This window comes from Pseudanabaena biceps PCC 7429, assembly GCF_000332215.1.
Classification (GTDB): domain Bacteria; phylum Cyanobacteriota; class Cyanobacteriia; order Pseudanabaenales; family Pseudanabaenaceae; genus Pseudanabaena; species Pseudanabaena biceps.
This window is the reverse complement of sequence record NZ_ALWB01000052.1, coordinates 1-20,030: the sequence shown is the minus strand read 5'-3', so window position 1 is coordinate 20,030 and position 20,030 is coordinate 1. Positions and strand designations below refer to the sequence as shown.

The 20,030-nt window shown below is 43.9% G+C and carries 16 protein-coding genes; 9 read left to right on the top strand and 7 right to left on the bottom strand.

What is annotated here, in order from left to right:
* Window positions 1-94: 94 nt before the first annotated feature.
* Window positions 95-1,159 (bottom strand): hypothetical protein, encoded by a 1,065-nt coding sequence (locus PSE7429_RS08025; protein ID WP_009626627.1) that lies wholly within the window; start codon window positions 1,157-1,159, stop codon window positions 95-97.
* A 216-nt stretch (window positions 1,160-1,375) separates the two neighbouring features.
* Complete coding sequence (locus tag PSE7429_RS08020; RefSeq protein WP_009626626.1) at window positions 1,376-2,365, bottom strand: permease; 990 nt, start codon at window positions 2,363-2,365, stop codon at window positions 1,376-1,378.
* Between the two features lie 512 nt (window positions 2,366-2,877).
* Between PSE7429_RS08020 and PSE7429_RS08015 the strand changes: the two genes are divergently transcribed.
* Entirely contained in the window at window positions 2,878-4,065 is a 1,188-nt protein-coding gene (locus PSE7429_RS08015; protein ID WP_009626625.1) for a HEAT repeat domain-containing protein, read from the top strand.
* A 147-nt stretch (window positions 4,066-4,212) separates the two neighbouring features.
* Here PSE7429_RS08015 and PSE7429_RS08010 read toward each other — a convergent pair whose 3' ends face one another.
* Both PSE7429_RS08010 and ispF read right to left on the bottom strand, forming a co-directional pair.
* A complete protein-coding gene (locus tag PSE7429_RS08010) occupies window positions 4,213-6,027 on the bottom strand; it encodes an ABC transporter substrate-binding protein (protein WP_009626624.1) in 1,815 nt (604 codons plus the stop codon).
* Between the two features lie 615 nt (window positions 6,028-6,642).
* Window positions 6,643-7,119, bottom strand: a complete 477-nt coding sequence (ispF, locus tag PSE7429_RS08005; RefSeq protein ID WP_009626623.1) for a 2-C-methyl-D-erythritol 2,4-cyclodiphosphate synthase — start codon at window positions 7,117-7,119, stop codon at window positions 6,643-6,645.
* A 680-nt stretch (window positions 7,120-7,799) separates the two neighbouring features.
* Here ispF and PSE7429_RS08000 point away from each other — a divergent pair.
* The 6 genes from PSE7429_RS08000 to PSE7429_RS07975 all read left to right on the top strand — a co-directional run bounded on the left by PSE7429_RS08000 (window position 7,800) and on the right by PSE7429_RS07975 (window position 14,189).
* On the top strand, window positions 7,800-9,047 hold the full coding sequence (locus PSE7429_RS08000; RefSeq protein ID WP_009626622.1) for a hybrid sensor histidine kinase/response regulator: 1,248 nt from the start codon (window positions 7,800-7,802) through the stop codon (window positions 9,045-9,047).
* Between the two features lie 261 nt (window positions 9,048-9,308).
* Complete coding sequence (locus PSE7429_RS07995; protein WP_009626621.1) at window positions 9,309-10,667, top strand: phospholipid carrier-dependent glycosyltransferase; 1,359 nt, start codon at window positions 9,309-9,311, stop codon at window positions 10,665-10,667.
* A gap of 105 nt (window positions 10,668-10,772) precedes the next feature.
* The gene (locus PSE7429_RS07990; protein WP_009626620.1) at window positions 10,773-11,741 is read left to right on the top strand and encodes a DnaJ C-terminal domain-containing protein; all 969 of its coding nucleotides are present in this window, start codon (window positions 10,773-10,775) and stop codon (window positions 11,739-11,741) included.
* Window positions 11,742-11,783: 42 nt separating this feature from the next.
* Window positions 11,784-12,263, top strand: a complete 480-nt coding sequence (locus tag PSE7429_RS07985; RefSeq protein WP_009626619.1) for a CRR6 family NdhI maturation factor — start codon at window positions 11,784-11,786, stop codon at window positions 12,261-12,263.
* Between the two features lie 5 nt (window positions 12,264-12,268).
* On the top strand, window positions 12,269-13,798 hold the full coding sequence (locus PSE7429_RS07980; RefSeq protein ID WP_009626618.1) for a HEPN domain-containing protein: 1,530 nt from the start codon (window positions 12,269-12,271) through the stop codon (window positions 13,796-13,798).
* Between the two features lie 145 nt (window positions 13,799-13,943).
* Window positions 13,944-14,189, top strand: a complete 246-nt coding sequence (locus PSE7429_RS07975; RefSeq protein ID WP_040687748.1) for a hypothetical protein — start codon at window positions 13,944-13,946, stop codon at window positions 14,187-14,189.
* Here PSE7429_RS07975 and PSE7429_RS07970 read toward each other — a convergent pair.
* A complete protein-coding gene (locus PSE7429_RS07970; protein WP_009626616.1) occupies window positions 14,175-14,354 on the bottom strand; it encodes a hypothetical protein in 180 nt (59 codons plus the stop codon). The two genes, PSE7429_RS07975 and PSE7429_RS07970, sit on opposite strands and share 15 nt — an antisense overlap.
* Window positions 14,355-14,641: 287 nt before the next feature.
* Here PSE7429_RS07970 and PSE7429_RS07965 point away from each other — a divergent pair, with 287 nt between their 5' ends.
* Window positions 14,642-16,186, top strand: coding sequence for a bifunctional orotidine-5'-phosphate decarboxylase/orotate phosphoribosyltransferase (locus PSE7429_RS07965; protein ID WP_009626614.1), 1,545 nt, complete (start codon window positions 14,642-14,644; stop codon window positions 16,184-16,186).
* A gap of 207 nt (window positions 16,187-16,393) precedes the next feature.
* The gene (locus PSE7429_RS07960) at window positions 16,394-17,269 is read left to right on the top strand and encodes a hypothetical protein (RefSeq protein ID WP_009626613.1); all 876 of its coding nucleotides are present in this window, start codon (window positions 16,394-16,396) and stop codon (window positions 17,267-17,269) included.
* Window positions 17,270-17,329: 60 nt separating this feature from the next.
* On the opposite strand, the gene PSE7429_RS07955 is transcribed toward PSE7429_RS07960, so the two are convergent.
* Window positions 17,330-17,926, bottom strand: a complete 597-nt coding sequence (locus tag PSE7429_RS07955; RefSeq protein ID WP_009626612.1) for a hypothetical protein — start codon at window positions 17,924-17,926, stop codon at window positions 17,330-17,332.
* Between the two features lie 122 nt (window positions 17,927-18,048).
* Window positions 18,049-19,557 (bottom strand): trypsin-like peptidase domain-containing protein, encoded by a 1,509-nt coding sequence (locus PSE7429_RS07950; RefSeq protein ID WP_233424315.1) that lies wholly within the window; start codon window positions 19,555-19,557, stop codon window positions 18,049-18,051.
* Window positions 19,558-20,030 lie beyond the last annotated feature (473 nt).

Here is a 20,030-nt window from a genome sequence, read left to right as displayed (position 1 = left end):
AAACCTGTAGCCTACGCTGCGCTTTTGCTACAGGTTTAAGGATTTTATATTTAATTGCACCCAGTTACTTATGTGCATCAAATCTGCATCAAATCTATTGATCTTCTTCCGTAATTTGCAAGCGAATAGTGCGTCCTGAGCGATCATTGCCAATCTGTACGGTGATATTTTGACTGGCGAGGGAGTCGAGAGAATTAAGTAAATCGATGAGATTGGGGGTACTTGCTCCAGCTTCAACATACAACTGATCGGCAGCAGTAGCAACTCGTTTCCATGTGCCATAGAGTTTGGCGATCGCCTGTTCGAGTTGTGAGGCTTGGCTGACCAGATCGGAAGCGAGTTTGAGGCATCCGAGTCTTAGGGCTTCTTCAAGGGCAAGATCAATATTGACAGAACGGTTGGCGATCGCTTGCACTTGATTGGTATTGGAAAGATACTTGGTTAACCGCTGCGCGTCAGCAGTAACAAGCCTAATATTATCGAGATCGGATCCATCGGAGATCGCTTGTTTGATCGGAGTTTGATAGGCTTCAGGCAGCTTATCAATTTCACGGACTAGGGGGGCGACGTAGCGCGTAGGAATGGTATGGGCAGCGATCTTCTCTTTGAGATCGTCAGGCAGATGCTCAGAACTCATGGCAGTCCATTCATCGGACAGTTGCCGCACTTCGCGACGGGTAATCTTTTCGCCATTTCTGGCGGCATCGACAATTAGCTGTTGTACTTCAGGATCGGCTTGAGCGGTTTCTAAAAATGCTCTCTTACTAAATTGTCTGATATCATCGGCATCTAACTGACCATCAGCCATCAAGGTATCGGCACTATTAGCAAGCTGCATCCAAGAGTAAGCCTGAGATTTACTGATTTCTCGCTCTTGGAGCCATTTGAGGAAACCAGTACCGCGTCCTTCACCATTGGCTTTTTCGCGATCGCGTACCGTCCGCAAAATCCGCCCTCGCCAGATATCCGTCTGTAGGTCAAAGCGATCGCATACTTGCCAAGCTAGATCGACCTCTGCTAAAAATTGCCCTTCCGCTAAGCCTTCATCATTGGGATCGGGCAAGTCTAGCGAAAAATCAGCTAAGTCAAGATTTGCTAAAGCTTCACTGGAGATAGATGCAGCGGAAATAGATTCGAGTACAGATTCACTCACGGACACAGACAACCTTTGATTTAATAACTTGGTAACGTAGGCAATTAGGATTGCCCATCTTACATATTAGCTGATACCCGAAAACGATCCTCCATCCCCGCTTCTCCTGATATATAGCTGCCGCCACTCATCTTTGAGTTTTCATACCAAGTTAAGAAATGGCTACGCCATTTCTTAACTTGGTATGAAAAAGGAAGTAAAAAGAGAGGCTCGATCAGCGATTTAACCAATCTGAAAATTGATAAACAAACAGCTTAAAAATGTAAGTTGGGCCGTGAGTAAAAACATATAGATCACGGCTCGTTTTTTGAAAATTGTGAGAATTAAACCGATCGCTTTGAGATCGATCGTGGGTCCAAAAACGAGAAATGATAACAGCGACCCACCCGTAAAGGTGGAGGCAAAGGACAGGGCAAAAAACGAGTCTACCGTCGAACAGATCGAAACGATCGCCGCCAAAATCATCATCGCCACAATCGAGCTAACAGGTCCCTGTCCCAAATTGAGAATAATATCGCGAGGAACCCAGACCTGAATGATCGCAGCGATCGCACTGCCCATGATGAGGATGGCTCCTAACTCCCGCATTTCGGCAAGAGTATTATCTAAAAGGAGATTTAGGCGATCGGGCAAAGATTTGGTTACTACTTGATTACTAGCAGCAACATAACTCGCCAAATCTAGGGACTGACTGCGGTCTTCACCTAAGAAAAATGTTCCCACAGGCACAGCTCCCACCTTCACTTTGGGAGATGGTAGCGCGATCGCGATATTGGGTTGTAAGATAGCCCGCAGATCTTTTTGGGTACTAAATACCATCGAAACAATTGTGGCGATCGCAAAAGATAACACGATGCGAAGCACCGCAATTTCAGGCTGATCGCGAAAAGCCGTCCAAGTCGACCAAATCACCACAGGATTGATCGTGGGAGCCGCTAACAAAAAGCTAACCGCAACGGAAATCGGTGCGCCCTGAGAAATCAGCCGCCGCGCCACAGGCACATTGCCACATTCACATACTGGAAACATAAATCCTAAGGCACTGCCCGCTAATGCGCCTAAAAATGGATTTTTGGGCAAAATTGCAATTAATTTGCGTTCATCCACAAATATCAATAAAGCTCCAGATAACAAAACCCCCATCAACAAAAATGGCATGGCCTCAACAAGGAGACTCAAAAACAAAGTAAAGGCGCTGAGAATTTGGTTCATAGTTGCGCAGATTCCTAGTCCCAGAGATTTAGAGGAGAAACACTCGTTTGATCGCTAGGTTTAGAGGTGATGGCTATATTTAAAAGTTTTAACCCAATTAAGTAGCTGGGCATAATTAAAATCCAGATCTAAAACCTGCGGCACACGCGCAGCGTGCGCCGCAGGTTTTAGGATTTTATATTTAATTAAGCCCACTTACTTAATAGGCTAATTTTAAGCTTATTAATTATAGGTGTTTTAGCGGCTTCGCTATGCTACTTTCGCAAGCTCCTAAAACTACAGCTCCTAAAACTACACATTGTGGCTCAAATCTAAATGCTGCATAGATTCTATCCATAATTTAAGGACATATTAATGGGCAAATCACCCTAGAGTTTAGAATTTTGGGGAACTCTTCTCGTAAAATGTAATGTTAATGCAGTTAAACTTAGCTTTGCTGCAATGGGTGACGGGACTAAACCATGTACTAATCATGACTAATGCTTAATAGGATGCTTAATAGGACAGCCGCTATGACCGCACAAGATCCGCAATTACCCGCCCCAAAAATCCCCAATGCTTCTAAAATCAACCCACCGAAGCTGGAAGATTATCGGATTCCTGTGTCTCCAGGGTATGCATTGCCTGAAGATCGATATGTCATGTCTGCGCCTGAACTGGGGGGAGAATCAGCAATTTTGGCTGAGTTTGATGCAGCGGCGCGTTCCGATCAATTTTCGATGGCATTACAAAAGCTGATTCGTTGTCGGGACAATGTACTGCCCGCCTTACTAGAGCGTCTTGATAGCGATGAGGTTGCTATTTCCAAAAAAGCAGCGATCGCCTTAGGATATTTGCGATCGCCACAGGCGATCGCGCCCCTAATCGCCGCCACCAAAAATCCCCATCGGCAAATACATTGGCAAGCTGCCGCTGCCCTGAGTTGGATTGGTAGTAACGAGGCGATTAGTGCCTTGATCCAGTTATTGCGTCACCCCTCCATTCAAGTTCAGGCTGCCGTGGCAAAGGCTCTCGGTCGCGCCAGTCTACCTGCGGTGTCCCCCCTAGTGGAGGCTTTAAAACATAGTGATGATATGGTTAAAGTCCATGCCGCCCATTCCCTCGGACAAATTAGTTCACCCCTCGCCGTTACTACCCTCATTACAGCACTGGAGCATGGTAGTAAATCGGTTCGTTTTGAGGCGGCTTGGGCGCTCGGACAGATCAAATCACCATTATCCGCCAATTCCCTAGCCAGTTTGCTGACTGACAATGATATTAGTGTTCAATCTCAAGCAGTACAGGCTCTCAAAAATATCGGTGTCCCCGCGATCGCTCCCGTAGCAAGAATGCTCAACAATCATGCTAGCCATACCCGCAGCGTAGCCGCCCGTACCTTAGGACAAATTGGGATGGAGGAAGTTGTCCCCCTCCTTGCCCAAGTGCTCCGTGATGATGAATATGCCTATGTGCGTTGTGATGCAGCGCTTGCCCTAGGGGAAATTGGTTCCCATGATGCCGTCTTCTATCTTTCTCAAGCCCTTAAGGATCGCGATCGCTCAGTTCGCAGTGCTATTTTGAGAGCCTTAGCACAGATTAATTCTCCCGAAGCACAGGAAGTTTTGCATAATCTAAAGCACAGCGTATCTATCCCCAATTATTCCGTGTCGAATATTAGAGATTTTGGGGACGAATCAGACTTTACCACCATCCAAGGCTAGAGATTTACAGCGCTTCGCGCTGCAACTATAGAGAGAGTACCGCCCGCGCAGCGGGCGGTACTCTCTTCTAGGTTTTAATACCAATTCACGAAAGTGTGACAACACTTTTGCGAATTAAAAACCAAACCCAGTAAGGGTTTTCAAAGCTCATGACTTCAGTTTTAACTGCTCCACATTCCATAACGCCCCCGATACGCCTGTACTTCCCGCCAGTGAGGATGGTTGAACGTTCTCAACGCGATCGCGTATAGCAACCAAATAGAGTGGAACCGTTAAATGGATTAAGGGTAGCTGTTCTTGCACTAATTGCTGATATTCAGCATAGATTGCTTTACGCTTAACCTCATCAAGTTCCTGTGCGCCTTGAATCATGAGACTATGGATTTTCTTTTCCCAATCCGCCACTTCTCTTCCCTCGAAAGGCTTCTCATCACCTACAGGACCTTTGTTAAACATATGCGAATCCCCATCGGTTGCCCAAAGATTAATCGCACTATTCGGTTCCGCGCCCCCTGTAAAGCCAAGTAGAGTGGCATCCCATTGTTTCGAGTTATCCAATTTATCGGTAATAATCCGAAAGTCAACGGGATTAAAATCAATTTTCATGCCGATCTTTTCTAGATCGCTTTTAATTTGTGCTCCTAATAATACGCGCCCGCCCGCAGGAGCCATCAGCGTAAATCGAACGGGATTATTTTGAGGATCTAACAATTGCGGTGCAGAATTGCCATCATTGCTATTGCCATCATTACTGTATTTATATCCAGCTTGTAAGAGAATTTCCTTAGATTTTTCGGGCTGATAATCGTAAACCTTAAGTCCTTTTTCGGGCGGTAAAAAATAGGGACTAGGAATAGATATTGGTGAATTTTGGGTTTGAGCTAGACCCCGTGATAGGTTGGTAATCATGGCTTCGCGGTTGAGGGCATAGGCGACAGCCCGCCGAAAGTTCACATCATTGAACCACTTAGATTTAATCGGATCGACAAAAGGCTCGTTGGTTTTCGGATTTTTTCCTTTATTTAAATTAAACATGATAAATGCTTGCCCTGTTGCGGGACCAGCATTGTAGATTTTGTAGTTATCGCGTTTTTCAAAACGTTTGAGCAATTGGAAATCTTCTCCCCGCAAGCGATACATATCTAACTCCCGCGAGCGAAACCTGAGCAGAGCCGTATCGGGAGATTCCACAATCTGCATTACCAGCTTTTCGATATTGGGAACTCCCTTTTTCCAATAGTAAGGATTGGGTTTGTAGATGATACGTTCGGAAGGACGATATTCTTGAATAATATAAGCGCCACTTCCCACCAGTTGATTGACGGGTGTATTGAGAGTCCATGTTTCTAAGAACTTTAGTTTTTTGCTATTCGGATTTTCAATGAGGGTGGGCGCAAACACATGTTTGGGTAAAATGCCAATCCCGCCAATGGTGCGTAGGGCTGGGGCGAAGGATTCACTAAGCAAAAAGGAAACTCGGCGATCGTCTAGTTTTTCCACCTTGGGTAAGGTTCCCGATTGCCCCACTCGCAATACATCTCTGCTACCAGAGGGAATCTTTTCATTAAAGAGAATATCTTGATAGGTAAATAGAACATCATCAACGGTTAATGGCTCACCATCTGACCATTTCAGATTCGGGCGCAAAGTAAAGATAAGTTGCTTGCCATCCTGCTGAAATTCCCATTTCTCGGCTAGTTCTGGTTCGACTTCTGAAGTGATTTGATTCTCAGAGATTAGTCCAGTGAGGGTGTAGCCAATGGCGATCGCACTATAGGCATCATTGTACAAAACGGGATTAAAGGTTTTGATATCACTATCAAGGGGAACTACCAACCGATTTTTGAGCGCTTCTGGTTCGATCGCACAACCCCAAAGTAACAGCGAACACATACTGATTAGTAGTAGTACTAGAACTGCTTTCCATGGTTTAACTTTGGTTTGTTTCTGACTTCTTCTCACGATCGCTCTTGCCCTCTCTTTCTTAAACTCTTTAACCAGATGTTTCTCAATCCTTCGGGATGTATAGCTGACATCAAACCCAATAGAGAGTTGCGGCGCGAAGCGCCGCAACTCTCTATTGGGTTTGATTTTTGTCCTAACATTACTGACTATAGCTATAATATCAATTCCAAAAACAGCAATGCCATTTTCTGAATCTCAAAACCTGACTGGGTTTATTTTTGCATTCACTGACATATTGGCTCATGTCAATGGCATAACTAAGTAGCTACGCATTAAACTTAAAACCTAGAAGAGTGTAACGCCCGCTACGCGGGCGTTACACTCTCTGGTTTTAGTTTTTAATTATGCTGAACTACTTATTAAGTAAGCATAACTATTAAGCATAACTATTAAGCATAACTATTAAGTAAGTATAGCGATAAGTAACTGAGCATAATTAAAACATAGCTTTTCGGGTCAAACCCCAAGAGATAGTTGCGCCGCAAAGCGGCGCAACTATCTCTTTACAGCAATTATCGATCAAACGAACCACAAGGAAATTTGTAAAAGCGTTTCTTCGCAACGCTTTTACAAATTTCCTTGGTTTGGGTTTGAGCGCAAAGCGCTGCAATACTATTGCACCAACAAAACTACAGCATGAACGGCGATCGCCTCTTTTTGACCGATCGCATCCATGCCCTCATTGGTGGTTGCCTTGACGCTAACGCAGTCAATCGGTAAATTCATGGCTTGGGATAGGCGATCGCGCATCGCCTTAATATGGGGCTTGAGCTTTGGGGCTTCTGCAATCACCATAGCATCTAGGTTATTAACCCGCCAGCCCTGCGCCCCAATCAGTTCCTGTACCTGTTGTAATAACATAATGCTATCGGCTCCCGCCCATTGCGGATCGGAGGGTGGAAAATAATGCCCAATATCCCCAAGGGCAAGTGCTCCCAACATGGCATCCATGATCGCATGGGTCAATACATCGGCATCGCTATGTCCCAACAACCCTTTTTCGTAAGGAATTTCGACCCCACCAAGGATCAAACGGCGATCGCTTACGAGTCGATGCAGGTCATAACCATTACCAATGCGGATATTCATAAATAATTTATTTGGCTTACTACCTACAATCTTAAACCTATTTTTATACCAATTCACGAAAGTGTGACAACACTTTTGTGAATTAAAAACCAAGCCTAGTAAGGTTTTCAATTTAAGAAATGGCTACGCCATTTCTTAAATTGGGATTATACCAATTCACGAAAGTGTGACAACACTTTTGTGAATTAAAAATCAAACCCAGTAAGTTTTTTATAGCGCATTGCGCTCAAACCCAAACCAAGGAAATTTCTGAAAGCGTTGCTTCGCAACGCTTTCAGAAATTTCCTTGTGGTTCGTTTGATCGATAATTGCTGTAATTCACGAAAGTGTGACAACACTTTTGTGAATTAAAAACCAAACCCAGTAAGGGTTTTCAAAGCTCAAAATGGCTACGCCATTTTGAGCTTTGGTATTAAACCTATTTTTTGGGTTGTCGTCGCTCAACCCCAAGAAGAGAACCGAGAAAAAGAAGAGAAGCGTCACTCTATAGCAAAAGACCAGTGGCGGCGCTTCTCGCCGCCACTGGTCTTTTGGGTTTTATGTCCTAGGCAAAACTTTCATTACGAGATGGTGAGATTGAGGAATTATTTGAGGTTCCCAGTTTTGACAAATCACCAATATGCCCTATTCTCAATTAGTTTTATAGCTGCCATAATCTAGCTTAGTTTCAAATTACCCTTATGAGCCATCGCCTGCCAAGCAATAAGACTACAGACAAAACCTTTGAAATCTCCAATTTGTGTCACACGCTGGATGGTTGCGTATTAGTTGTCGATGACAATCCCACAAATTTGAGCGTACTGGTCAATTTATTGCGGGATGTGGGATTGCGGGTATTAGTCGCAACTGATGGCGAAAGCGCGATCGAACAGATTGCCTATATTAAGCCTGATCTGATTTTGTTAGATGTCATGATGCCAGGCATTGACGGGTTTGAGACCTGCAATCGACTAAAAACAAATCCTGAGACTGCCAAAATTCCGATCGTATTTATGACAGCTCTTTCGGAAACAGTAGATAAAGTACGGGGGTTATCCTTGGGGGCTGTGGACTATGTAACTAAGCCCTTTGAACATGAAGAGGTTTTAGTAAGGATTCGCACCCATTTAACGATCGCGAAGCAACAGCAAATGATCGAGCTCCAAAATCTAGAGCTACAGGCGGAGATCGCTGAGCGCAAACGTGCCCAAGATGCTTTAACAATTTTTCTCCATGCTGTTTCCCATGACCTCCGCAATCCAGTCACAGGTTTGCTAATGGTATTGAATAATTTGGCTAAAACCACGGATTCTAACGAAGCGAATATTCCATTGCCCCGAACTACCCTAGAGCGAATGCGACAAAGCGGCGATCGCCAGTTAGCCCTAATTAATTCATTACTAGAGTCCCATGTAAATGACGTGCATGGAATGCCAATTCACCCAGAACCAGTAGCGATCGCCACAATTATTCAAGCAGCCGTTGCCGATCTGCAACCACTGTTAGAGCAGGAAGATGCTGAGATTATTTTACAGATTCCGCAGGATTTGCCCTTGGCTTTAGTCGATGCATCGCATACCTGTAGGGTCTTTCAAAACTTACTGGCTAATGCCATTAAACATAATCCACCTAGCCTTAAGCTGACTATTTCCGTTGAAATATCTTTTAATTCTATATATGAGGGGATTGAATATAGCGTTCTATCCCCTCATATGCTTTGTACGGTTTCTGATAATGGGGTGGGAATGACTAGCGAACAAAGCAAAAATCTATTCGATCTCTATACTCAAGGTAAAACCCAGAATAAATTGCATCGGCGATCGCTCAGTCTAGGGTTAGGGCTATATATCTGCCGCCAGATTGTGCAAGCTCATGGTGGTGCGATCGGGGTGATCGGAGAACCAAATGTGGGTTCTCGTTTTTGGTTTACCTTGCCGATAAATAGTTAATGTCAATTCCCAAAATGGCGTTGCCATTTTGGGAATCTCAAAACCTTACTGGGTTTGCTTTTTAATTCATTGAAGTGTTGGCTCACTTCAGTGAATTGGTAATACCAAAGCTCAAAATGGCTACGCCATTTTGAGCTTTGAAAACTCTTACTGGGTTTGGTTTTCAATTCACAAAAGTGTTGTCACACTTTCGTGAACTGGTATAAATCAAGAACTGATTGCCGAAAAGTTAGTGAAAACTCCTTAAAACAGAAATTTTAGATGAGCAACTGGATCGATCGCCTAATTATTAATCCATTCGCTCGTTCGTTCGCTCGTTTGTCCGATCACCTAATTTGGTTGTCTGGACATCCCGTATTTGGAGTAATGGTGATCGTCTTCATCGCATTTTCGACACGCCTATGGAATTTGGATGGCACGGCGGATATCGTGTTCGATGAGGTTTATTACCCCAAATTTGCCCAAAACTATTTGCATGGGGAAACTTTGTTTGACGCGCATCCGCCCTTAGCTAAGTACATCATTGCCCTTGGGATTCAACTTTTGGGCTATGCCCCCCTTGGCTACCGCTGCATGACTGCCTTAGCAGGAGCGTTATTGCCTTTAGTTATCTATGAGTTTATTTGGCAATTGAGCGATCGCCGCGACTGGGCTTGGCTAACGGGTTGTTTTGTCGCCTTGGATGGTTTGCTATTGGTAGAGTCAAGATATGGGTTGATTAATACCTATATCTTGCTATTTGGAATGCTGAGCCAATTATGTATGGTGTTAGCCCTGAAGCGATCGCGCCAACGTTGGTTTTGGACGCTTGTCACGGGTTTAATGCTGGGGGCTTCGTTTAGCGTTAAATGGACGGGCTTAGCCTATATCATCGGGTTAATAGCGATTTCAGCCTATATCTGGGCTAGTCACCGCCAAAAACTAAACCTGCCGCAAATCATCATTGGGTTAATCATTCTGCCCATCGCATTTTATTTTTTGCAATGGATTCCCCATTTAATGATCAATCCCGAGCGCGATATTTGGGAACTACACCGCCAGATCTTCGGATTCCATCAAAACTTAGGTGCGGGTAAATCCGAGCCAATTCATCCCTATTGCTCGCCTTGGTGGAGCTGGGTGCTATTAATTCGCCCGATCGCTTATTTTTTTGAATTTCGACCCAATAGCATGGTGGAATTCGTCCATGCGATGGGCAATCCAATTTTATATTGGCTCAGTGCGATCGCCTTGCTAATCTGCCTTACCTTTTTAATCGCCTCAAGGCTAAGGTTTCCGCCGCAACTCATAACCCAGATGCACCCGAAAAAGCGATCGCAGTTATTTTGGTTTATGTTCTACGTGACGAGCAGTTTTGCCGCCCATTGGTTGCCTTGGAGCTTGAGCAAAAGGTGCATATTCCTCTACCACTATATGCCTGCGTCAGTTTTTGCTTTTGCCGCACTTTCTTTCTTAGTTTCCCTAGCTTGGCGATCGCCCTTAGCCAATATCCGCGCGATCGGTTCGGGCATTTTTGTAAGTATTGCGATCGCCTTTTTATTTTGGTTGCCGATTTATATCGGTTTACCGATCTCATCGAGTTATTTGCCCGTGCTAATGTGGTTGCGTAGCTGGATCTAAAACCCAGATATTTATCGGTAACGCTTTATACAGCCTCTAAATATCTGGGTTTGGAGATTGCTATAAGGTAAGCTAAGTTATCTCCTTGTTTGCAGTTCGGGAAATATGCAAAACTTTCGCAATTACTATGAAATCCTCGGTGTAACGAAGACAGCTACGGCTGACGAAATTAAGCGCTCCTATCGTAGGCTAGCGCGGAAATATCATCCCGACCTCAATCCCAATGACAAGGCAGCCGAAGAACGCTTTAAAGATATTGGTGAAGCCTACGAAGTACTGTCTGACACTACTAAGCGCCAGCAATACGATCGCTTTGGGCAATATTGGAAACAAGGTGGATTCCAAGGTCAAGGTGGACGCACGCCGTCTTCTCGCGAGCAATACACGCCTGACTTTGAGCGTGGCTATACGGGCGATGTAGACTTTAGCCAATATAACGACTTCCAAGAATTTGTCGATCAATTATTAGGTAAATTCCGCACCAACGAACGCGCTCAAGATACTGGAGGAGCGTCTTCCTATCGCACGACGACCCAAGCGCCACCACGCCCTACCCCTCGCCGCGACTCTGAAGCAGTGTTAGAGTTGCCCCTCGAACGCGCCTATGTTGGCGGTCGCGAGCGGATTCGTCTCGAAGATGGGCGATCGCTAGAAGTAAATATGCCCGCAGGGGTGCTTTCGGGACAAAGAATTCGCCTCAAGGGACAAGGAGCCTCGGGGGGCGATCTTTACCTCAAAATTACGCTGAAGCCCCATACATTCTTTACCCTTGAAGGTTCCGATATTAGATGTCAGTTACCCATTTCTCCGAGCGAGTCGGTCTTGGGCGTACAGGTAGAAGTCCCCACTCTGAGCGGGTTAGTGAAATTAACCATTCCCCCTGCAGTGAAGTCAGGTCAACAGTTGCGACTCTCTGGTAAGGGTTTCCCCAAGGATGCTAGAACCTTTGGTGATCAATATGTGGAAGTCCAGATCGTGGTTCCCAAAACTCCCAGCAAGCGCGAACGTGAACTATACGAGCAGTTGTTAGAGATTCAATCCTTTGATCCTCGCGAGAATCTCCCGAAAAAGTAAACCTTAGGTTGTGAACCTAACTTAATTCTATCTAAATCCATAATGCCTACTATCTATATCAATCAAGCCTGTATCGAGTCTCTGGACATTACTCCTGCCCAAATTGCGATCGAGAAGTTGTTAGCACATTGGGATGATACGTCCGAAAGCGATCGCGCCTTTCAAATCGAACTTGTCTGGGATAAGGAAGATGGCGATCCTCGCGAGTTGTCGGAAATTTCAGAAGTTCGACTCTGGTTTGTGCGTCTCGATGCCACCTATCCTTGGTTTAGCTATCTCCTAGACTGGCGTTTAGAACTCAGTCGCTATGCGGCGATGCTAGTTCCCCACGAGTTTAAGCGCGAAGGTGATGGCTATGTGTTGCAATACAATCCTGAAGCACTGGAGCTTTTTGTCATGCAGAAGGTATTCACAATTTCGCTCTGGCTCAAGTCTCGTGGTATTGAAAGCACCGCCAAGTTACAGCAAATGACTCAAAGCCTCGGTTATGAGATCGATTCAGCATTCTTTAGCCTTTTGTAAAATTAATGAGTAGACAAGAGATACAAACATTAATTGCAGATCTTTGTAGAGAAATGGAGTCTCTATGGCAAAAAAAGAATTATGTTTGTTCTAGAGATAGTGCTGAGGCTATTGTAAAAACACGAATACAAGATGATGCAATAGTTTTACCAAATTCTCAATTTCCAATTCGTGGTACAGAGGGAGTGAGAGTAGATACTAATAATTCTCATAACAGCACAAGGGGCTTAATCAAATCGCTTGTTAGAGATTCGCTTATCAGAGAAGAAACAGATAAAGATTGTATTGAAATAAAAGTAAGAATCAAAGATTTAGAGGAAAAATTATTTAGTAAATTTACGACTATTCCAAACCTTCTTGAAAGAATTGCTGAATCTCGTGGCTATAAACACTACGAGCCAGACGAGTTAGCTGAAAAAATAAAGTCTAAAGACAAAAATTTGTTAGATCTTTATGAGATGCAATTATTCCTTTCAAAAATTTTAGCAAATGAACTTGATGCACAAGGATTTGATCCGCGCAAAAAACTATCTTTTCAAACATGGAATAACATAGCTCATACAACTACTGAAAATATTTATTCCATAGCAGAAAAAATTTATAATGTATACGAAGTAGCAATCTTTCTAAATGCACCTGTAATTGACATGGATACATCTATTTCCTTTTTGGGAGATGCAAATATGTTTTCGATTCAGTATGCAACTGATGAATTATTATCTAAGCTCTATAACAACAATAGAGACGTTAGATTAGATGGCATCAATACTGCCATAACTTATAAGCAGGAAATACCTGTAAATGAAACTTCTGAACATTATTTAAATTGTTTTACTGTTGCTGCAATGATTACAGATGACTTAGTTAATTGTCTCAGGCTTGTTAGAGATGAAGATATCGGGGTGATTGCGCTTGAAATGTTCCCAGTTGATGATTTTACTCCACATATCAGGAAAACTTACGAACAAGACTATCAACCTGAGCTTTCCATCTTTATTCCCAAACGATTCTATTTTCAAACTAAGCAAACGGAACCGCTATCGCAAGCAGAATTAAGTCTTATTTCTAATCTTGTCTCATCTTATGAAATTCATAATACTAAAGGTTTGGATGTTGCGATCAAAAGATTTAGGGCAAGTTATGAGCGTTATTTACATGATGATCCTGAACGATTACTTGATATAGCGTTCGCATTTGAAGCAATACTTTTAAATGATGATTACCAAAGAAAACCTGATCATCGACTTGCTTTACGTGCTTCAAATTTACTGGGGAAAACATTAGATGAAAAGCGAAAAATTTTTAACATTGCAAAAAAATTATATGAATTTCGTTCAGCACTTGCTCACGGAAAAACTATTAATGACTTAGAGCAGAAAAACAGTGAAAAACTAAATGAAGTCTTACTTCATGCGCCAAGAATTTTAAAAAATTCGATTATTGAAATGCTTTTAGGTAATGCTCCCAAAGGATTGACTGAGAGTAAGGAAATAAGTGAATGGTGGAGTAAATTTGAGATAAAACTAGATAAGTGAGATAGCAATTAAGGAAACTATAAAAATGCTAATTAATCCATTTGAAACTATTGCTCACGCAGAAAAATTACCTTGAAATATTTGCTCAATATTACGAAGTAAAATGTAAAAGTTAAAATCTAAAATGTCAAACTTAAAAAATGCCATGAGTACATTGCTAAAACCATCATCCCTTCTCCCCAAAGGAATGCGAATCCAGCAAATCAACCATCTCACACTCTTTAAATTTACCGATGAACTAGGCGATCGCCTTCAAACATTACTCGACAAGAAAAAAGCAGATGCACTTACACCTACAGAAAATTTTGAGCTAGAAGCGATTGGAGAGCTAGACGAGATTTTTAGCTATATTAATGCGGCGATCGCTATGAATTCCTTAAAAATGAACTGATTGAGGATAAATTTGTAATTGTTTCATCAATTCAGCCAGTGAAATATTCCGTAACTGCGATAACTGGATAAGATTTTGAAGGCGATCTCCGTCAGCTAGCTCAACCATATCAATTAGCTGGAGTAAGTCTTGATGTTCTTCGGGAGTGATAGTTTGCGATCGCATTTTTTCGCTTAAATCATTGCGCTTAAATCATTGCGCTTAAATCATTGTATTGTTGCTGCAATTCTGCTGGTAAAGCTCGATTGATTTTTTGCAGTAGTTCTAGTTCTGCACTGCTCTCTGTCTTAAACTGAACTATAGCCATGCGTAGTGACGATTGTAAAGTTGTTAGTACATTTTCTTATTGAGCATTATAGCAAGAGTGATATTTTCTTAAAGCGATGAGCTAGAAGCGATCGCTGAAGACGAGATTTTCAACTAGATGTCCACCTTTACCTCAGCCCGAAATTATGAGCTTTGCTGCCAAACTCAGAACTGCGATCGCCAAAAATCAGAGCATTTTATGTTTGGGGCTAGATCCTAACCCTGAGGTAATGCCCACCCAATATAGGTCAAGATACGACTCGGAGATGAGTGCGGGCGACGATCGCACGATCGCCTACCTCTGGGAATGGATGAATTTCATCATTCAATCGACTTCAAATCTCGTTTGTGCCTACAAGCCGACGTTAGGGTTTTATACAGCTTTAGGAGCGGGGGGATTAGAGCTATTAGTCAAGACCTTAGCGGCAATTCCATCAGAAATTCCGATTATTCTCGATGCTAAGCACGCCGATCTCAACAGCAGCTCAGTGATGGCAAAAACTGCCTTTGAACAGTGGGGGGTGGATGCCATTACCCTAAGCCCCTATATCGGGCAAGATCTAGCCGCGCGTTTTTTGATGTATCCCGATAAGGCAATTTTGGTAAGTTGCTACTCCTCCAATGCTACAGCACAGGACTTTCAGGAATATCCCCACCCTGAGCAGAAATCTCCGTCCACTTCACTGCCAACGTCTCTACCCATATATCGACCCATGTATCAACCCATGTATTTAAATGTGGTTCAAAATTGTCAAGCTTGGGCTGGCATGGAAAATCTTGCCCTAGAGGTAGGAGCAGCCGTTCCCGATGCCCTAGCCAAGGTGCGATCGCTGGCTCCTGAGCGTTTCATCCTAGCCAGAAGTATCTGGGCAGGTCGAGATAATGGGCAAAGGAGCGCTAGCTTGGCGGCAATTCTCAAAGCAGGGCTAGATAGTAATGGTGGTGGCTTAATCTTACCCGTCAATCAGGATGCTTTAGCCATGGGAGAACCCGATGTATTAGTGCGATCGCTAAGGGATGAGATCAATCAGGTGATCGCTGCAACCGATCGTCAGCAACCTATTTGCGATCTCTGGATGCCCAATGTGTGCCTGATCGATCGCCAAAGGCATCCCCATGCCAATCTAATTTTGCAATTATTTGATATTGGCTGCATTACCTTTGAGGAAACGGTGCAAGCCTCTGGACAGATATTTCCCTACTACATCGATCTGCGGCGAATTATCTCCAACCCCCAAGTCTTTGAGGCCGTGATCGCAACCTATGCCGAAATCTTACAGAATCTGCAATTTGATCGGATTGCAGGCATTCCCTACGGTTCTTTACCCACCGCCTCAGGACTAGCCCTGAGATTAAACTTCCCGCTCATTTTTCCTCGCAAAGAAGTAAAGGCTTATGGAGCTAGACGCTTAATCGAGGGCAATTATGAGGCAGGAGAGACGATTGTGGTTGTAGATGATATTTTGATTTCAGGCAAGAGCGCGATTGAAGGGGCGCAAAAAATCGAAAGCTGCGGCTTAAGGGTGCGCGACATCGTCGTATTTATCGATCATGAGTCAGGAGTATGCGATCGCATCCAAAAGAGTGGATATTCCCCCCATGCGGTGTTAAAAATTTCAGAAATAAATGAGACACTTTACCAATCTGGGCGTATAAGTGAGAAACAATTTCTGACTTTAGCGCATTCTTAAAGTGTTTTGCGTTGATAATAGGCGTATATTTTTGAGAAAGCCAAGCTTTGCGTAGATTTTTCAAAAATATATGGGCTTAACCATATGGGCTTAACCAATTGAGCAAAGTAGGGAAATCCCCATTTTCTTCGATCGCTTTTGTATCGCTTTTGTATCGCTTTTGTCTTGTTTTTTAGTATCGTTACAGGTTATTGATTAGAGTTACGCATGTTCAAACGAATTACTCTGTTACTTGTTTCTGCGGTAGTTGCCTCGATTGCGCCGATCGCCAATCCTGTCCTTGCGGCTCAATCATCGAAGCCCGCCCCTCCCGAACTATCGAATATCGTCTTTGCCTTGGATAAAGCCGCCAGCAGTCAGGATCTTGAGGGGGTGATGAAGTACTATGCTCCCAACTTTAACCACTCCGATGGACTAAATCGCGATCGCTACAAGCAGGTATTAGGCGAACTCTGGCAACGTTATAAAAATATTCGCTATCACACCGAAATCTCGAAGTGGGACAAACAAGGCGACCTAATTACGGCGGAAACCGTAACGATGGTGCAGGGTGGTAAGGGAGCCGAGAACGATAACTTTAAGTTAGACGCTAGATTGATCTCAACTCAGACCTATAAAAATGTTAACGGTCAGTTACAGGTGATATCCCAGCAAATTCTCTCTGAGCAGTCTTCATTGAGTACAGGGGATGCGCCGCCACCCGTCAAGCTCAAAGTTCCCGAGCTCATCGGTGTCGGTCGCCAATACGTGCTCGATGCGATCGTCACGGAGCCACTGGGTACGAGTTTGTTGCTTGGCGCAGCGATCGAGGAACCTGTTGAAGCCAAGAATTACCTCAACGACAATACGATCAATCTACGTCCTCTCAGCGCAGGCGGGCTATTTAAGATCGGGCAAGCGCCCTTTTCCTCTGGCGATCGCTGGATCTCTGTGGTACTAGTGCGCGAGTCAGGAATTACGATCGCCAGTCAGCGTTTGCGAGTTTCCAAGGAATTTACGGGCAATCAATACACGCCTTTGCCTGAGCCAGATACGACTCCTAGCCGCGTCCGACCACGCCCTAATAACGAGCAAACCTTATAATCAGCACTTAATGCAAAAATAAAGGCGGCGCTTTGCGCCGCCTTTATTTTGCTTTTGGCGTTAATTGCCAAAGCGTGGCGGCGGTGAATCGGTTTTAAAGATAGTTTTCCATGCCTCTACCGTACCCGAACCAATGGGAAAATCAGAAGTCTGATCATTATTCCAAATAGCACGTATAGTTGTATTCCCCGCAGGAAAATTCGCTAAGATAGCCGAAAGTTCAGGATCGACAGCACCAGAATTGTAGGTGTAAATTTTACCTTGATAGCTAAATTGCAAAGATTTCGGCGATCTCGATCGCGATCTTTTTTCCGTGATGGCTTCGCGATCGCTATAGCGCTCGTCAATATAATGATCATCACGCCGAACGCTCCGAGTCTTCCAAACCCGACGATAACCGACCACCTCTGACCAATATTCGGTATAGGTGGCGTTAATCCCTTGTTTTGACCAGCTCGTCACAAAAGCAAAATCATCGCTGAAGTGCTTGTCATAAACTATTTTGCCATCAAAGGGATTTTCAACAATACTTGACCAAGCCACACCATCATCTTGATTCACTGATGCGGGCGTTACCGCATAGGCGCTAGGTGTCAGTGTGAATAGCAGACTACTAATTCCCAAGACTAAATATCCTAGGTTGTATTTTGGACGCATAGCAAATCAATCCTCCATTTTCAGTAATTCAGAGTAGCGAACGCGCAGCATTCGCTACAGGTTTTTAGGTTTTATATTAGGTTTTATCTTTAATTGCACAAAATTACTCAACTATCAGCAAGCTATCGCAATCGTTTAACAATGAGTTGGTAAGAGCCTTTACCATTGCGATCGTAAGCATTAACAATCGTTCTATAAGTACCCGTTACGGGCAATTGGAGCGTCATTAATGCATTTTTACGACTGGGTAAACCGTCGTTTTCTTGCAAAACCTTACTATCTGGCGAAAATAACACCAAATAGGGATGGAAATCCGAGCTAACCAGTTCGATACTCACGACTTGCCCCGCCTGACCGCTAAAACTGAAGGCATCAAAGAGACTGCCATCACGGGCAAAGACTCGACTCTGCGATCCTAAGACTCCATTTTTCTGCAAAAGGATTCCAAGATTATCAGATTGTGACGGAGGGGTGAAATTATTGCCCAGTTGGTTGCCCAATTGATTATTTGGACTATTGCCTAGCAAACCTGTGATCGTAAAGCGACCTACCTGTCCCACCTCGTAGGAATTGGCATAAAGCGTATATTTACCATTGCTGGGCAGGGTAATAGCTAGCCTTGCATTTTTGCCACCACCACCATCGTCATCCTCGGCAACCTTGCGACCATTGGCATCAAATAACACCAGATAGGGGTCGATCTCATTACTCCGCATCTCAATCACTAACGATTGCCCTGCTTGCCCTTGAAACTCATAGGCTTTGTAATAGCTACCATCGGGCAAGGTATTGTCGGCAACACCTAGGGTAGATGCAAGCGGAATACCATTAAGCGTAATAACTTTGGGGCTGTTAATCGGTGCAATATTATTACCGATCTTGCCTTGGCGCACTTCCGCAATAAACTGTTTAACCGTATCAGCCTCGATCGCTAACCCAATACCGCTATTAGTAGAATTAGTCGTAAAAATTTCTGTATTCACCCCCACCAATTCCGCCCGACTATTGAGCAATGGTCCCCCTGAGTTTCCGGGATTCAATGCTGCATCGGTTTGTAATTTTTGGCGATCGCGATCAATACGGCTGATAATCCCTGTTGTCAAGGTTCCTGCAAACCGACCAAAGGGATTGCCGATTGCAAAAGCGCGCTGACCGACTTGGATCGCGCCCGATGAGCCGATCTGAATTGTGGGTAAGCTTTCGGTAACCCCCTCTAGTTTAATCATGGCGAGGTCGGGATTGCGGCTATTAGCAATTACTACCCCACGAAATTGGCGCTTATCGCTGAGGATGACCGTGACGATGCTAGAGCCGCGCACTACATGGGCATTGGTCAAAACTAAGCCTTGAGGATCGACGATCGAACCACTACCATTGCCGAGTTGGGATTGGATCGAGACCACTGCGGGACTAGCTAATTTATAAACGCGGATATTTATCTCTTCATCCGATTGGGCATTGACAGAGGCAATTGTAGTCAAAGGGATAATTGCGATCGCGCTGATGCCACCACTGAGAACGAGACTAGATACCACAAAGTTAACCAAACCCTTGGTGATGAGTTTTTTGATTCCTTCTTTCACAGATCCATCCTGAAGCGCAGTCTCTTGAGTGATTATTCGTATAGACAAGAAGCCTAAGGCTCTTGTTTCCGAATATAGCAATCCTAAATGAGTTGTGAGAGGCTTCAACTGCGCTCAAGCATCATATCTCGATGGCGCGAAGTCGAAGCCCTATTTTTCTCATAAGTACCTCAGCACAATTAAAATCCAGCCCTAAAACCTGCGGCGCACGCTGCGCGTGCACCGCAGGTTTTAGGGTTTTATATTTAATTAAGCCCACTTACTTAAATGATTTAGGACTGCCATATTAGAGAGCTTTTTTAAAGTCTCTTTTACTATTATTCCTATTTTAATTGAGCTTTCATCGTCTAAATTACTGTTAGAAGTTACGCATTGACAGAAGGGAGAAGATTTGCAGGTAGGAGATAATTGTAATCAGCTAAGTTTTCCATGACAAAAGAACGAATGACATCATTGAACAAATTACGCTTGAGGGCATAGCAATTCGTAATTAAATTGTGAATACAACGCAACTGCAAAAT